Origin of the sequence: Sinorhizobium glycinis (assembly GCF_001651865.1) — a bacterium.
Taxonomy (GTDB): domain Bacteria; phylum Pseudomonadota; class Alphaproteobacteria; order Rhizobiales; family Rhizobiaceae; genus Sinorhizobium; species Sinorhizobium glycinis.
On sequence record NZ_LPUX01000064.1, the window covers coordinates 338,373 to 354,093 of the forward strand.

At 65.0% G+C, this 15,721-nt stretch carries 13 protein-coding genes; 7 read left to right on the top strand and 6 right to left on the bottom strand.

The window, feature by feature from the left end; genetic code table 11:
• The first annotated feature begins 394 nt into the window (after positions 1 to 394).
• From AU381_RS21485 to AU381_RS21500, 4 genes are all read left to right on the top strand, one after another.
• On the top strand, positions 395 to 2,773 hold the full coding sequence (locus AU381_RS21485; RefSeq protein ID WP_064243751.1) for an EAL domain-containing protein: 2,379 nt from the start codon (positions 395 to 397) through the stop codon (positions 2,771 to 2,773).
• Between the two features lie 2 nt (positions 2,774 to 2,775).
• Positions 2,776 to 3,498: a substrate-binding periplasmic protein gene (locus AU381_RS21490; RefSeq protein ID WP_064243752.1), complete on the top strand. Its 723-nt coding sequence runs from the start codon at positions 2,776 to 2,778 to the stop codon at positions 3,496 to 3,498.
• 181 nt (positions 3,499 to 3,679) lie between these two features.
• The gene (locus AU381_RS21495) at positions 3,680 to 3,880 is read left to right on the top strand and encodes a DUF2905 domain-containing protein (RefSeq protein WP_064243753.1); all 201 of its coding nucleotides are present in this window, start codon (positions 3,680 to 3,682) and stop codon (positions 3,878 to 3,880) included.
• Positions 3,881 to 3,977: 97 nt separating this feature from the next.
• Positions 3,978 to 4,868 carry a hypothetical protein gene (locus AU381_RS21500; RefSeq protein ID WP_064243754.1) on the top strand — a complete coding sequence of 297 codons (891 nt, stop codon included), beginning with the start codon at positions 3,978 to 3,980 and terminating at the stop codon, positions 4,866 to 4,868.
• Between the two features lie 36 nt (positions 4,869 to 4,904).
• Here the strand turns inward: AU381_RS21500 and AU381_RS21505 are convergent, their stop codons facing one another.
• Complete coding sequence (locus AU381_RS21505) at positions 4,905 to 7,448, bottom strand: NAD-dependent epimerase/dehydratase family protein (RefSeq protein ID WP_064244181.1); 2,544 nt, start codon at positions 7,446 to 7,448, stop codon at positions 4,905 to 4,907.
• A gap of 303 nt (positions 7,449 to 7,751) precedes the next feature.
• Between AU381_RS21505 and AU381_RS21510 the strand changes: the two genes are divergently transcribed.
• A complete protein-coding gene (locus tag AU381_RS21510; protein ID WP_064243755.1) occupies positions 7,752 to 8,981 on the top strand; it encodes a glycosyltransferase family 4 protein in 1,230 nt (409 codons plus the stop codon).
• Here the strand turns inward: AU381_RS21510 and AU381_RS21515 are convergent.
• The 4 genes from AU381_RS21515 to AU381_RS21530 all read right to left on the bottom strand — a co-directional run bounded on the left by AU381_RS21515 (position 8,975) and on the right by AU381_RS21530 (position 12,852).
• Positions 8,975 to 9,790 (bottom strand): HpcH/HpaI aldolase family protein, encoded by an 816-nt coding sequence (locus AU381_RS21515; protein ID WP_064243756.1) that lies wholly within the window; start codon positions 9,788 to 9,790, stop codon positions 8,975 to 8,977. The genes AU381_RS21510 and AU381_RS21515 overlap by 7 nt on opposite strands.
• Positions 9,791 to 9,863: 73 nt before the next feature.
• Complete coding sequence (locus AU381_RS21520) at positions 9,864 to 10,877, bottom strand: TRAP transporter substrate-binding protein (protein ID WP_064243757.1); 1,014 nt, start codon at positions 10,875 to 10,877, stop codon at positions 9,864 to 9,866.
• Positions 10,878 to 10,915: 38 nt separating this feature from the next.
• Positions 10,916 to 12,196: a TRAP transporter large permease subunit gene (locus AU381_RS21525; RefSeq protein WP_064243758.1), complete on the bottom strand. Its 1,281-nt coding sequence runs from the start codon at positions 12,194 to 12,196 to the stop codon at positions 10,916 to 10,918.
• A gap of 104 nt (positions 12,197 to 12,300) precedes the next feature.
• Positions 12,301 to 12,852 (bottom strand): TRAP transporter small permease, encoded by a 552-nt coding sequence (locus AU381_RS21530; RefSeq protein WP_064244182.1) that lies wholly within the window; start codon positions 12,850 to 12,852, stop codon positions 12,301 to 12,303.
• 188 nt (positions 12,853 to 13,040) lie between these two features.
• On the opposite strand from AU381_RS21530, the gene AU381_RS21535 reads away from it, so the two are divergent.
• Positions 13,041 to 14,117, top strand: coding sequence for a LacI family DNA-binding transcriptional regulator (locus AU381_RS21535; protein ID WP_064243759.1), 1,077 nt, complete (start codon positions 13,041 to 13,043; stop codon positions 14,115 to 14,117).
• 109 nt (positions 14,118 to 14,226) lie between these two features.
• Positions 14,227 to 14,988: a fumarylacetoacetate hydrolase family protein gene (locus tag AU381_RS21540; protein ID WP_064243760.1), complete on the top strand. Its 762-nt coding sequence runs from the start codon at positions 14,227 to 14,229 to the stop codon at positions 14,986 to 14,988.
• A gap of 320 nt (positions 14,989 to 15,308) precedes the next feature.
• Here AU381_RS21540 and crcB read toward each other — a convergent pair whose 3' ends face one another.
• Entirely contained in the window at positions 15,309 to 15,698 is a 390-nt protein-coding gene (gene crcB, locus AU381_RS21545; RefSeq protein WP_064244183.1) for a fluoride efflux transporter CrcB, read from the bottom strand.
• Positions 15,699 to 15,721 lie beyond the last annotated feature (23 nt).

Here is a 15,721-nt window from a genome sequence, read left to right on the forward strand (position 1 = left end):
GCTTGCGGTTACGAGGGCCACTTTTTCCCTTGCCGTGCCTGTCCTTTCGGTCATTTCCGGCCGCGTTTGCCATGGCGCGCGGTCCGGGGTGTAAGCAGAAAGACACTCTCGTGCCTGTAGCTCGGCGGATGATTCCGGGACGGCGCCCGCGACACCTGCGCAATTCGGATATTCCAGCGCGATCGGGCTACCGGCAAATGCGCATTATTTACCGAAGCCTAATGTTTTCGGTGGACCATAGGCGCCGGTTTCGTTCCTGCTCGCATTGCTGACGCGATAGGCGACAGATCGCTTCGGTGCCTGCCGAAGAGCGGAGATCGGACCGAAAATTCGGAAAGGCCGCAGGTGAACCTCGCGTCGGCCTTATGGGTGCGTTGTGGTCCTGGGCATATAGATGAATACGCATTCGGTAGAGAGCCGCTTCATTCTGATCGTTTCCAGCGCTCTCTTGCTCTTGATCGCGCCGCTCTTCGTGCTGTTCTTCTATCTTTCGAATGAACGCGCCTATCAGGACGTCGTCGATCACGGACAGGTCCTGCTCCAGGCCAATTCGCTCGCCCTCGGCAAGCCGCTGTGGGATTTCGACGAAGAAAGCGTCCGGCAGATCGCCAGCACGATCCTCGCGGACCGTTCGGTGATCGCCGTCCGCGTATACGAGGTCGCCGGCGGGCTCGACGTCAGGCTGCCGGAGCGCTCCCGGGACAAGGATCCGCCCGGGCAGATCCTGTCCACCCCCGTCCACTATCGCTCCGTCGACGGGACCAAGACGGTCGGCAGGCTGGAGATCGCGCTGCGGCAGCGCGACCTTTTCTCCGACTTCAAGATCGACGATGCCGTCTATATCGGCATCTTTCTGTTTGCGATCGTGATCATCACGGCGGCCGCAATTCTGGGCAACCGCATGATGGTGACGAGACCGCTGCTCCGCCTGACGCACGCCATCGAGGCGACGCGCCGGCTCGGGTCGCGCCATATGGTGGACTGGGTGTCCGCCGACGAAATGGGAATGCTGGCCGCCAACTTCAACGAGATGCAGGCACGCCTCGCCCAGGAGGAAAACGACCTCAAGCGCGCCCACCAGAAGACGACGCGGATCTACAACCTCACGCCGGCGAAGCTCTATTCCGTCGACGAAGACGACCGCCTGACGGCAGTGAGCGACTACTGGCTGCTCGCCACCGGCTACGACCGCGAGACGGTTATCGGCCGTCCCTTCGCCGATTTTCTCGACCCGTCGACGCGCGACGCCTACGAGAACCGCAAGCGGCAGGCCACCGCAGGCGTGGAAGCGGCAACCGTCACCGTCAAGTTCAGATGCGCCGACGGCCGCCTCATCGACGTTCTGATCAAGGAGGTGCAGGCTCTCGAGGCGGGCGAAACCCTATCGCTGGCCGTCATGACCGACGTCACGGAATTGAAGACGGCGGAACAGCGCAACCATGTGCAGGCGATCACCGATCACCTGACGGGCCTCCTCAACCGGCCGGGCTTCGAGATGGCGCTCGATGGAGCGATCCGGCAGACGGCCGAAGACGGCGGTGAACTCGCCTGCCTGCTCATCGACCTCGACCGTTTCAAGCCGATCAACGACAATCTCGGCCATGCCGCCGGCGACGAAGTGTTGCGCCAGATCGCCGGCCGGATCCGTTCCCAGGTGCGCGGCGAGGACAGGGTCGGGCGGCTCGGCGGCGACGAATTCGTCGTGCTGATCCCGGCAGGCCAGGCACGGAACGCCGCGCTGCAAATCTCCGAGCGCATCGCCGCCGCCTGCGCAGAGCCGGTCATCGTCGACGGCAACACGCTGTCGCTGAGCGCCAGCATCGGCATCGCGCTTTATCCCGCGCAGGCGAAAACCGCCGCCGAGCTGCTGCAGAAGTCGGACATGGCGATGTACGCCCGCAAGCACAACGGCAAGAACGGCGCGAAACTCTTCGACCCGCTGATGGCAAGCCTTGCTCAGGAAAGGCTCAAGATCGACACCTATATCGAGGAGGGCCTGCGGCACGATTGGTTCGACGTCCATCTGCAGCCGATCGTCGATCTCAAAGGAGGGCAGGTCGCCGGCTTTGAGGCGCTGATGCGCCTCAATCATCCCGAACACGGCGTCCTGCCGCCGGCGGATATCATCCGGGTCGCCGAAGAAACCGGCGCGATCCTCAGGATCGGCGAGCGCATCTTCGAGAAGGCCGTGGCGCATCTTGCCCGCCTCTCTTCCATTCCCGGTCTCGAAAACGCCTATCTGGCCGTCAACTTCTCACCCCTGCAATTTTGCCCGGAACTGCCGGCCAGCACGTTTTCCGCCTTGATGAAATGGGGGATCACCCCCGCCCGCATCGTCGTCGAAATCACCGAAGCGGTGCTGATGCACCACAGCCCCGATATTCGCGACCTCCTGAGCGCGCTGAGCAATGCCGGGATGAAAATCGCCCTCGACGACTTCGGCACCGGCTATTCCTCGCTTAGCTACCTCGTCCATTTCCCGGTCAACATCATCAAGGTCGACCAGGCCTTCACCCGGTCGCTGACGGACGAAAGCGAAACGGTCCGCCGACGGGTTCTCAAGCTCATCGCCGGCATCCACACCGTGGCGAAGGAGCTGAAGTGCCAGGTTGTCGCCGAGGGGATCGAGACCGAGGAGCAGCTAAACGCGCTCCTCTCCTTGGACGTCAGCTGCGGGCAAGGCTATTTCCTCGGGCGTCCCCAGCCCGTCGGCGACATCTTATCCAGACTCGAATGCGAGCACCGGCCATTGCTGGCCGTGCAAGGGACCTGACGATGAAACAGCTCTTCTTCTTGATAACGCTTCTCTTTCCCCTGGCCGCCCAATCGGCGGACGTGAAATTCGTGACCGAATCCTACCCGCCCTTCAACTTTCGCGACGGCGAAGCCTACAAGGGCGCTTCGGTCGAGCAGGCCAGGCTTCTCATGGAGGATGCCGGCCTCAAATATACGATGGAGATGATGCCCTGGGCCCGGGCGCTTTTCCTAGCCGAGAACCACGAGATGCACTGCGTCTTCACCACCGTCCACAACAAGGAGCGGCACGGCCGCTTCAAATGGGTGGAACCTCTGCTGAAGAGCCGCACGGTGCTGATCCGCAAGGCCGGCTCGCCCGCCAATCCGAAGACCCTCGACGAGGCGAAGGCCTTCAAGGTCGGCACGCAGCGCGACGACTTCACCCAGACCATCCTCGAGGAAAACGGCTTTCCGCGGATCGATCTCGCCACCGACCTGGAACTGACGCTCAAGAAGCTCTTGACCGGCCGCGTCGACCTGATGCCGATTTCGGAGAAATACTTCGACAAGCTGAAGCGTGAGGGAACACCCATCGAGTCGACGGTGGTGCTTGCCGAAGACATCTACTCGATCGCCTGCAACCCCTCCGTTCCGGACGAACTGATCGGCCGCATGCAGAAGGGCCTCGACAAGGTCATCGCCGACGGAACGCAGGCGCGCCTCTTCGAGCAATACGGACTCGCGAGCGAAGAGCAGAAGTAGCCTGCCAACCCGACTGCGGCGCCGTGCGTGTTTTCAGGCGCACGAAGTTCGCCGTAGAGGTTTGAATTGCTGCAAGTTTTTCTCCCTACCGGATACGATTTAAGGAAGCACGGCAGTAGGCCGTCCGCGGCTAGCCCTGTATGATCGGGAAGTCCACGCTTCGCGAGGCCGCCAGGCACAGATGTCCCGTATCCTGATCATCGTCGGCCTCATCATCGTTGCCGTCGGCATTTTCTGGCCCTGGCTCGCGCGCATCGGCTTCGGCAGGCTGCCGGGCGACATCCTGATCGTGCGCGAGAATTTCACTATCTACATCCCGTTCACCACCGGCCTCATCGTCAGCATTCTCCTGACGGTGATCCTCTGGCTGGTTAACCGGTAGGGCCTTGCCACCACGCGCGCGGCGGGAAGGGAACGAATCCGGTTTCGCCCGGTTAGTTTCCGTAACGATAACATCGTGAATCTCAAGGAAGCTTTCCATGAGCGATCCGGCTTACACGAGTCCCGTAGCGACGCCTTCCGAGCCTCTGGTCGTCACAGTGCCGAACAAGCTCTCCTGGGCAGCAATCTTCGCCGGCGTAGCCCTGGCTCTCGCAGTCCAGCTCCTGCTCAACCTGCTCGGCGTCGGCATCGGCGCTGCCGCCTTCGATGTCGGCGGCGGCGACAGTCCCGGCCCCGGCACCTTCTCGATCGCGAGCGGCATTTGGTTCGCTCTTTCGGGCATCGTCTCGGCGTTTGCGGGCGGCTACCTGGCCAGTCGCCTGTCGGGCCGGTTGGGCACGACGACCGGGGCCTATCATGGTCTGACCTCCTGGGCCGTCACCACGCTGATCGTCGTCTACCTGCTGACCACCTCGGCCGGTGCTCTGCTCGGGGGTGCGTTGAGCGGGCTCTCCTCCGTCGTCGGCGGCACCGGGCGCACCGTCGCAACCGCGGCGACGACGGCAGCTCCGGCGCTGGCGACGGCGGACGACCCGTTCGCGGATATCGAGCGGCAGATCCGCGAGACCATCGGCGGCGACGATCCGGCGGCGATGCGGGATGCGGCGGTCGCGTCGATCCGCGCCCTCGTCACCGGTGACGAGGCGCAGGCGGAGGAAGCGCGCAACCGTGCTGCCGACGCCCTGGCGCGGGCCGAGAACATTCCCCCCGATCAGGCGCGCGCCCGCGTCGAAGAATACGAGCAGACCTACCGCACGGCCGTCGAGGATGCGCGGCGGGTGGCTGCCGATGCGGCGGATACGGCCGCGACCGTGGTCTCCAGCGGCGCATTTCTCGGGTTCTTCTCGCTCCTGCTCGGAGCCGCCGCCGCCTGGCTTGGCGGCTGGTACGGCACGCGTCGCCTCGACGCGTTGTCGGACGTCTCGTAACCCGAGGCGGACCGACGCCGATCCAACTCGGATCAATCAGACGATCGCCCGATCCCAGCCACCGTAATGCTCATCGCTGCGCGTCCCGCGCGGCAGGCTGAGGGCAGTCAGGCCGAGGCCGATCAACACATCCGCGAAGCCTGCCACCGTCGCGCCGCCGGAAAACAGGAACGGCGACGCCGCGACCCATGCGCCGAGCGCGACATTGAGGAAGCGCACCGGGCGGGCGACCTCCGCCATTGCCGTGACGGCGATCATGACGACGAGGCAGCCGGCGACATGGTCGCTGTAATAGAGCGGCGGAGAACTGCCGAAGATCAGCGGCGTCGTCATCAGGACCGCACCGAGGAACACGCTCGCCACCAGCGTCCACGGGAAGGTCACCCCGCCGGTGATGAATTCCTTGAATAGCTCGGAAGCCGGGCGGTCGAGGTCAGGCTCCGGCGACTGGTTTTCCGAAAGGGCCGGGCCGCCCATCCAGAAGGTCCGCCAGAACGGCTCGCCGGCCTTCGTTGCCCGCCAGAGATACTGGACGGCCGCCAGCACCTCGTCGATCGAATAGGGAATCAGCACCACGGTGACGGCCGCCTGGACGATGCAGAGCGTGCAGAGCGCGCCGATCAGCGGCGGCTGGATGATGATGAAGGAGACGCTGACCACGCCGAGCGGGATGATCAGGAGCCCGAACAGCAGCACCATCCACGGCATGGTGCGCCATCGGCGGCGGTCGCCGATCGCGCCGGCGAGAATGTCGAGCGCATAGGCGAAGGCGCCGAATCCGGCATCGGCGATCGGAAAGCCCTTTGAGACCCACGACGTCACAACCGCTTCGCTGCCATTGCGGACGGGCGCTTCGCCCGCGCCGAAGAACGGGTCCCAGAGGCCGTCGATATGGCCCATCTGGTAGGCGGCGAGATAGCGTGAGACGAACAGGCCGACAAAGGCGAGCGCCACGATCGGAATGCGCTGTGTGAAGGCGGAGGGCGAATAGCTCCAGCCGAGCGGCCGGTCGTCATCCGCCGCAAGCGCCCGGCTGCTGATGCCGGGTGTCGGCGGGATCATGACGGCGAAGACCGGAATGAGCAACCCGGCAAGCGTGTCGATGGCGTAGGCGGCGGCGCTGGTCGTCCAGAAGACCAGCGGCGCGAGCATGACCCAGACGCCGAGACCCGCCGCGATCCATTGGGTCCAGGACCAGCGGCGATACATGCCGAGAAGCGTAAAGAGCACGACGAGCAGGCCCGACGCGATTTCGCTCATGCCGAGGCGCGCATTGCGGATATCGGCCGCCGCGATCTCGTGCCCGAGGGCAGGCGGCGGCGGGACGGCGACGGGATCGAAAAGGCCGAGCGTCATCGGCGAGGCGACGAGCCACAGGCCCAGCGCAACATTGACCATCGGCGCCCAGAGGGTGCGAAGCCGCTGGCGCTCGACGGCGGCCGCGACTTGCCTGTTGCTGCGCTCCAGCGGCGCTTCGAGCCGACTTTTCGCCTGCTCGATCTCCGGCTCAGAGGCTGCAACGACGGAGGGTTCGAGCTTGTTCTTCTCGTACCAGTCGGTCGGATCGTCCTTCAGGCGACGGATCATCTCCGGCAGGGTGCGGGAGAGGCTGTGTTTCGGCTTCCAGCCGATCAGGGTTTCGGCGCGGGAAATGTCGATCTCGAAATGGTCGTCCGAGTTTTCGATCATCCACGGTTTGATGTCGCTCTCCTGATCGAGCACCTCCGTCTGCATCCACGACCCCGTCTTGGCGAGACCCTTTGGCAGGACGAAGGTGCGCCAGTCCTCGCCGTGGAGAAGCCGCCCGATGCGCTTCTGCAATTCCCCGTAGGAAAGTGTTTCCTCCTCGCCGATCAGCATCACGCTTTCGGCCGGCAGTTCGGCGCGGCGGTCGACGGTGCGCACGACGGCGTCGACCAGATCGTCCTTGTGCAGATAGGGCTGTCCCGCCTCAAGATCGCCGGTGAACAGATAGGCGGTCGGCAGCCGCTCGAAGATGCGGGCGATCTGCTGGGCGATGAAGGCGGCCCGGCAATCCTCGTCATAGACGCCGGCGAGCCTCAGGATCACCGTGTTGACCTGCCCGCGCTCCTTGGCGATCACCGCTTCGGTCTCCGCCTTCGACTGCGGATAGGCCCAGGAAGGCTCCAGCGGCGAGTCCTCGTCGATCCTCGCGCCCTTCTCCGGGCTCGGCGCATGCACCAGCAGAGTGCTGGAAAAGATGAACTGCCCGGTCTCCAGTCCCTTCAGTTCAGTGAGCAGCCGGCGCGTGCCCTGGACATTGACCGCATCATATTTCGGGTCGTTCTTGCCGGTGGTGTCGTAATAGGCGGCGAGGTGGATGACCGAGGCGACGCGGCCGCCGCTGCGCTTGCGCACCTCCTCCACCGCCTTCTTGACGCTGTCGCCTGAGGTCAGGTCGATCTCGATCGTCTCCAGGCGGTTCGACGATCCCTTCGGCGCAGCCACGTCCAATCCGATAAGGCGGTAGCGGTCCTCCAGGCCGCGGGCGATCGCCTGTCCGAGAAAACCACTCGAGCCGGTGATGAGAACGGTCGGTCGATCCATGTCGTTCGGCATTTCGAAACCTTCGCGGGAGTCTTGCAGCAAACGTCCCTCCGGAGGGGAAGGTTCCGATCTCGATCTGCCGGGCCGCTGCGTCCTCACATGCTTTGAAGAACCGATCGCCTGCGGCCGCGAGCGGACTTCTAGTTGCGGACACAACCCATCTGCGAGGCGATGGACGCCTCTGCAGCCACAGGCAGCCAGCTCCTGCTCTTCGGGAACAAGAGCCGCTCTCGGCAATTGTTGCAGGTGAGATCGTCCCTGCCCTTCGAGCGAACGCCCCCGCCCCCGCCTTCGCTCCGTTACAGGAGTTCAGCAATGAAAATTGCCCAGATCGCCCCGCTTGCAGAACGCGTTCCGCCTAAGCTTTACGGCGGAACGGAGCGGATTGTTCATTGCCTTACCGAAGAACTCGTCAGGCTCGGCCATGACGTCACGCTCTTTGCGAGCGGCGACTCGCTCACTTCTGCCGAGCTCGTGCCCTGCTCGCAGGTCGCGCTCAGGCTCAATGCGGATGTCATCGACTTCCTCCCCCATCACGTCGTGATGCTCGAGGAAGTCCGCCGCCGTGCACAGGAGTTCGACGTCCTGCACTTCCATATCGATCTGCTGCATTTTCCCCTGGTCAGGGATTTCGCCGACCGGACCGTGACGACACTTCACACACGTCTCGACTTATTGGACCTCCAGCCCTTCTATCGGCTCTTCACCGACATTCCCGTCGTGTCCATATCCGACGACCAGCGCCGGCCTGTACCGCCCATCAACTGGAGGGGCACCGTCTATCATGGCTTGGACGAGGCCGTATTGCCGTTTACCGGAAAGCCCGCCGGCAACTATCTGGCCTTCCTGGGACGGATTTCACCCGAGAAGGGCCCGGACAGGGCGATCGAGATCGCCACGCAGACCGGCATGACCCTGAAGATCGCGGCAAAAGTGGACAAGGCGGATCGCCCCTACTGGGAAAGCGTGGTCCAGCCGATGATCGCAAGCCATCCGAACGTCGAGTTCGTCGGTGAAATCGACGAACACCAGAAGGCGGAGTTCCTGGGCAACGCCGCGGCGCTTCTCTTCCCGATCAACTGGCCGGAACCCTTTGGCCTGGTGATGATCGAGGCCATGGCCTGCGGGACGCCGGTGCTCGGCTTCCGCTACGGCTCCGCTCCGGAGGTGATCGAAGACGGCGTATCGGGGATACTCGTCGATTGGGTGGAGGAGGCGGTCGCAAGGATGGACGAGGTCCTGAGGCTCGACCGGCGAAGAGTGCGCGCGGCCTTCGAGCGCCGCTTCACGACGGAGCGAATGACGCGCGACTATCTGGAGATCTATCGCAACCTTCCCGGTCTCCGCACCGAATCAAGCGCGACGCGTGCAGCAGCAAGCGATCGCATCGGCCTCGAGGTTGCCCACCAGCCCTGGCGAACCGCAGTCGAGAGCGCTTCGCCGCTCGCGGAGCGCAGCAAGAGCCGCGGGGCCATACCGGTGGTCCTCGATAACCCCAAGACCATCGGACCGGAGCAGCCCCGCGGCGGAAGACCCGGTCAGTAAGACTTCTGCAAGTGCGGGGATGCGGCCACTTGACCGCCTTTGCGCAGGGCCCGGTACTCGGCCACGGCCGCCAGGCCCGCGTCGCGCAGCAGCGCCACGTCATGCGGGCCGGCAATGACGCGGTAGCCGCGCTCGATCAGTTCGGCGACCGAGGCGCCGGCATTCGGCACGGTGCCCATGATCTTGCCGGAGGCGAGAATTGCCTTTTCGGCGCGTTGAACCAGCTCGCGCACTTCCGGATGGCCGGTCTGTTCGAGGCGGCCGATCGAGCCGGCGAGATCGTTGACTCCGATGAAGATGATGTCGGCGCCTTCCGTGGCGGCGATCGCCTCGGCATTGTCGACCGCCGTATGGGACTCGATCTGCACGGCGATCAGCATGTTCTCATTGGCCTTGTGGATATAGCCGGGCTCCAGCCCGAAGGTGGAGGCGCGCACCACGCCCGCCGCATAACCGCGAATGCCCTGCGGCGGATAGCGGCACGCCCGAACCGCGGAGAGCGCCGCTTCCGCCGTATCGACCGAGGGGATCATCACCGACTGCACACCCGCGTCGAGCACCCGCTTCAGGAAGACATGGTCGTTCCAGGGGACCCGCACCAGCGCCGGCGACGGCGTCGTCTCGATGGCGCGCAGCGTGTCGATGATCTCGCTGGTCTCGCCGACGCCATGCTCGTGATCGACGAGCAGGAAGTCGAAGCCGGCATGGCCGAGGATTTCGGCATTGGTCGGCGAGCCGCCGCCGACCCAGCATCCGAACGCGACGTGACCGGCGGCAAGGTGGGCTTTCAGGCGGTTGGGTGTGTACATGGACAGTCAGCCTCGAATGTGACGGGAGAGAAGGCGGAGAGCGCACTCACGCTCCCTGCCGGAGGTGGAGATCTCAGTTGGCGGCGCGCACCCGCTGGATCGTGTCATTGAGCGCCTTGACGAGGTCCGGATTGGCGGCGCCCGCGAATTTCTCGGCAACCGGCTTGGTCTTCTCGCGGAAGCGGGCGATTTCCTCGGGCGGCAGCTTGGTGACCGTCATGCCGGAGGCGGCAAGCGCGTCGACCGCCTTCTGGTCGGCATCGCGCGAGAGCTGGCGCTGGAAGGCGGCTGCCTCGCTGGCGGCTGCCTGCAGCAGGTCCTTCTCCTCCTGGTCGAGCTTCTCCCAGAGCGGCTTCGAGAAAAGCAGCACCATCGGATTATAGGTGTGGCGCGTCAGCGTGATGTATTTCTGCACCTCGTTGAGCTTGGCCGTCAGGATGCTCGGCGCCGGGTTTTCCTGGCCGTCGACCGTGCCGGTCTCGAGCGCCGTATAGACCTCCGGGAACGGCATCGGCACCGCATTGGCGCCGAGCGCCTGGAACATCTCCAGATAGATCGGCGACTGCACGACGCGGATCTTCAGGCCCTCGATGTCGTCGACCTTCTCGACCGGGCGGCGGCTGTTGGTGAGATTGCGGAAGCCGAGCTCCCAATAGGCGAGCACGACGAGGTTCTTCTCGTCGAGTTCCTTGGCGAAGGTCTTGCCGACCTCGCCGTCCATCACGGCGTCGGCTTCCTTGGTCGATTCGAACAGGAACGGCAGGTCGAGTATGGCGAAATCGGGCGCCAGGCTTGCCATCAGTCCGGCATTCATCACCGACATCTGCAGAAGCCCGCCCTGCAGCGACGTCACCGACTGCAGGTCGCCGCCGAGCATGCCGGCCGGGAAGACCTTGACGTCGATCTTGCCGCCGCTCTTTTCCTTGACGATCTCGGCGAATTTGCGCTGGCCGATGACGAGCGGCGAGCCTTCTGCGCCGGCGCTGGCGAAGCGGATCGTCTGCTCGTGGATTTCGGCGCCGGCCGAGAGCGGCGCGACGGAAGCCAGCATCAGGCCGGTTACCATTGCCATCAAAGTCTTACGCATGTCGTTTCCTCCTTTATACGATGCGATTCTTGCGAGATTCAGCGCCCCAGCCAGGCGGCGGGCACGGTGACGAGTTCGGGAAAGGCGATCATCAGTCCCAGCACCACGAGCTGGGCGACCATGAAGGGCGTGACGCCGCGGATCACCGTTTCCATGTTGAGCCGCGAGACGCCGGCGACGACGTTCAGCACCGTGCCGACCGGCGGCGTGACGAGGCCGATGGAATTGTTGATGATGAACAGCACGCCGAAATAGATCGGGTCGATACCGGCCGCCTGCACCACCGGCACCAGCACCGGCGCGAGGATCAGGATGGTCGGCGCCATGTCCATCGCCGTTCCGACGATGACGACGAGGATCATGATCGCCAGCATCAGCAGCTTGGGGCTGTCCATGAAGGGCGACAGGAGCTCGATCACCTGCCCCGGCAGGTCGGCGATGGTGATCAGCCAGGCCGAGACGAGCGCGGCCGCGACCAGGAAGATGACGACGCTCGTGACCTTGGCGGAGGAGACGAACACGGCATAGAGCTGCGAAAGGCTGAGCTCGCGGTAGATGCAGGTGGCGACGAAGATCGAATAGACGGCGGCAACGACGGCGGCCTCGGTCGGCGTGAACAGGCCGAATTTCAGGCCGAAGATGATGATCACCGGCAGGCCGAGCGCCCAGAGGCTTTCGCGCAGCGCCTTCAGCCGCTCCGCGCCGCTGGCGCGCGGTCGAAGTTCGATCTCCTCCTTGCGCACCATCAGCCACCAGGCGACCGCAAGTCCCATGCCGATCATCAGGCCCGGCGCGATGCCGGCCATGAAGAGCTTCGAGATCGACAGATTGGCGGTGACGCCGAAGAGGATGAAGGCGATCGACGGCGGGATGATCGGGCCGATGACCGAGGCGGACGCCACGAGGCCGGCCGAACGCGCCTTGTCATGGCCGGCCTTGACCATCATCGGCACGAGCAGCGCGCCGAGCGCTGCCGCATCGGCGACGGCCGAACCGGAAAGCGCCGAGAGAACGCAGGCCGCGATGATCGCCACATAGCCGAGCCCGCCGCGCACATGGCCGACCAGCGTCAGCGCCAGCGCCACGATCCGCTTCGACAGCCCGCCGGCATTCATCACCTCGCCCGCCAGCATGAAGAAGGGAACCGCGAGCAGCGTGAAACTGTCGGTGCCGCCGACGAGGTTCTGCGCCAGGATCTGCGGGTCGAACATGGCGAGCTGGACCATCAGCGCCACGCCGCAGATCAGCAGCGCGTAGGCGATGGGCATGCCGATCGCCATGGCGGCGAGGAGGGCTGTGATGAAGACCAGGATTGTCATCGCGGACCTACCTTTGCCGGCGATACAGCGGGATCAGTCCCATCGCATCGCGGCTGCAACTTTCGGAAGCGCCGATGGCGCATTGAGACGGCTCGGCAACAGCCTCAGCGCGGCGGCGCGCTGCCGGGCGGCAATTGCGCGATGTCGAAATCCTCTTCCGACTCCCGGACGCCGATCAGCTCCTCGTCGCTGATCCGGCCGGTGAGCGAACGCAGCAGCGAGAGGCAGAACCAGGCGGCCGCGAAGCCGGTGAAAATCAGCACCGGCACGAAGAACCAGGCCTGGGAGATGCCCATGACCGGCGTCGTCATGCCGAGATTGATGCCGAACTGCTGCCAGGTGCCGGAGAAGATCAGCCAGGTCGCATAGAGCATCAGCAGGTTCGAAAGAACGAAGCAGAAGAGGCGTCCCTTGCGCGACAGGCGCCGGATCAGCGTATCGACGCCGAGATGCGCCTGCTCGAACAGCGTCACCGCGGCGCCGAGAAAGACCACCCAGACGAAGAGCAGCCGCGACAGCTCCTCCGACACCGAGATGCCGGTGTTGAAGGCATAGCGCAGCACGACGTTGCCGAAGACGAGAACCAGCATGGCCGCAAGGCAGGCGGCGAGCAAAAACTGCACCGGACTCAGCAGGAATTTGCGGATCGCGATCAAGATAGCTCCTCCTCCGATGAATGCCTTCCCGGTCATGCGCCTCGGCACATCACCGCCTCCGGAAAGCCGATCAGAATGTAAGCGCTTACATAGCATTTCCAGCCCGCCTGTCAAACGGAAAGTAAATGGGTTGGAAAAGTGCATGTATCCGTATACATATTCAATCGATTGAGGAGAGATCGATTCAAATGGGACGTGGAGGAAGAGAGCGGAAGGGACAGCCAGGGGCCCGCGCCCTCGACGTGGCGGCGCTCGCCGGCGTTTCGACCGCCACGGTGTCGCGCGCCTTCAATGCGCCGGAAAAGGTCGCGCCGGAAATTCGCGAAAAGGTGCTGAAGGCCGCGGCCGAGCTCGGCTGGATGCCGCACCCGGCCGGCGCGGCGCTCGCCAGCCGCCGCACCTGGCTCGCCGGCGTCCTCATCCCGACGCTCGACAACGACGTCTTCGCTTCGCAGGTCGGCGCCTTGCAGACGCGTCTGTCCGCGGACGGCGTCACGGTGCTGATCGGCTGTTCGAACTACGACGCCGACCAGGCCGCCAACCAGGTCCGCACCATGCTGGCGCGCGGCGTCGAGGCGTTGGCGGTCGTCGGGGAATCGCACCGGCCCGGCCTGTTCGAGACGATTTCAGCACGCGGCGTCCCCTATGTGGTCACCTATTCGCACCGGCCCGGCTCCCCTCACCCGAGCGTCGGCTTCGACAATGCCGCCGCCTTCCGGCGCATCGCCCGCCACCTGCTCGATCTCGGCCATCGCGATTTCGGGCTGATCCATCAGCCGTCGATCGACAACGACCGCGTTGTGGCCCGCATTGAGGGCCTGCGCGCAGCGCTTGCCGAGGAAGGCGTGGCGCTGAGGCCGCCGCATGTGCGCGAGGGGCCGGCGAGCATCGCCTTCGGCCGAGAGAGCCTGCGCTCGATCATGGAAGCCCCGGGACCGCGTCCGACGGCGGTCGTCTGTGGCAACGACGCGCTGGCGATCGGCGCGCTCATCGAGGCCCGGGCGCTCGGTATCGGCGTGCCGGAAGAGCTCTCCATCACCGGTTTCGACGACGTGGCGATGGCGGAGCAGACCGATCCGCCGCTCACCACCATGCGCGTCGACAATGCCGAGATCGGACGGCGGGCCGCGGACTATCTGCTGGCCTGCCTCGCCGGCCGGCAGCCGCCGCCGCCGCCGCCGCTCGAAAGCCGCCTGATCCTCAGGGCATCGACCGGTGCCCCTACAGCGCCGCGCGTCTTATCAGACGCGCAAAGGTCGCTGTAGCACTTTGAATTGCTGCATGTCTTTGTCCCTAAATCGAGTGCGATTCAAGGAGACATGCAGTAGCCGTACCGCTGCCTGACCCTGTCCCTCCCAACACGGATTGATCGCCATGCCCGACGCCTCACGCTCCTTCGATCCCGCTGAGCTCGCCCAGCGCCTTGCCGCCGCGAAGGACCGCATTGCCGCCGCGCATCTGCCGGTACCCGCGACCATTGCCCAGGCGACCGCCGTGCAGGCCGAGTTCGTCGCGCCCGAGAACGCGCCCGCCGCGGGATACAAGGTCGCCCGTTCGCCCGAAGCCGTCGGCGTCGCCGGCCGCCTCTCGCCGATTGCGATCCTCGGGCCGGATGCGCAGCCCGTCGCCTTTCGCTGGCGGAAAGGCCTGCGCGTTGAGGCGGAGATCGGCTTCCGCCTTGCCTTGAGCCTGCCGCCGCGAGAAGCCGGCTACAGCCGGGATGAGGTGATCGCCGCCATCGGCGCGGTCCACCTCGGAATCGAGGTGCTCGACAGCCGCATCGAGGAAGGCGGCAAGGCACCGTTCCTTCTCTTCCTCGCCGACCGTCTCGGCAATGCCGGCTATGCGCTCGGCCCCGAACTGCCGCGCGATCTTCTCGACGGCGCGGAGGGGCGGCCGCTCGAAGTGACCCTGGACGGAGCCCCGCTCTTTGCGGGCGAGGCCCACCACCCGGCCGGTGACGTGCTCGCCTGGCTCGTCGGCTGGGCCAACGAAACCCAAAGGGCGGAGGACACGCTGTCCGCCGGGGAGATCGTCACCACCGGCAGCCTGTGCGGCGCCCTCGAAGTGGGCGCGCCCGGCACCGTCGACGTGAAGTTCGATGGCAGGTGGAGGCTGCTGGTCCGGTTCGAATAGCTGGGGCCGATCAAGTTGCAGCGGCGGATTGGCAGTGCGGATGCCGATACCCCCCTCTGCCCTGCCGGGCATCTCCCCCACAAGGGGGGAGATTGGCCAGAAGCAAAGCCCTGCCCGACAGTGAAAAGACAAACGCCGAAGTCGGCGACTTTCAAGCGTACGCCCTGCATAGTCGATTGAGCGAGACATCGCCGCTTGCCAATCTCCCCCTTTTTGGGGGAGATGCCCGGCAGGGCAGAGGGGGGTGCCGCTTTGGGCAATTTGCAAGCTACCCAGCTGATAAGGCAACGAGCCAGATTAGATCTACAACGCCGCACCCTTCACGCCGCCTGCCCCGCCGTCAACAACCGGACGAGCATCAGGCCGGCAAGCAAACCGGCAAGCGAAAGGACCACGGAGGACGCCGCATAGATTGCCGCAGCCGTCCACTCGCCGCGCTCCCAGAGGCTGATCGTGTCGAGCGAGAAGGCGGAGAAGGTCGTGAACCCGCCGAGAACGCCGGTCGCCAGGAAAAGCCGCACGTCCTGAGGCAGTTCACCGCGCAAGGCGAGGTACTCGGCAAGCAGGCCCATTGCGAAGGAGCCGGCGACGTTGATCGCCAGGGTGCCAAAGGGGAAAGCGGCATCCAGGGCCTGAGCGGCGAACTGGTTGACGCCATGGCGCACCGCGCCGCCCAGTCCGGCACCGAGGAATACCAGCAGATAGCCTATCACTATGTCTTTCCCTCCTACGA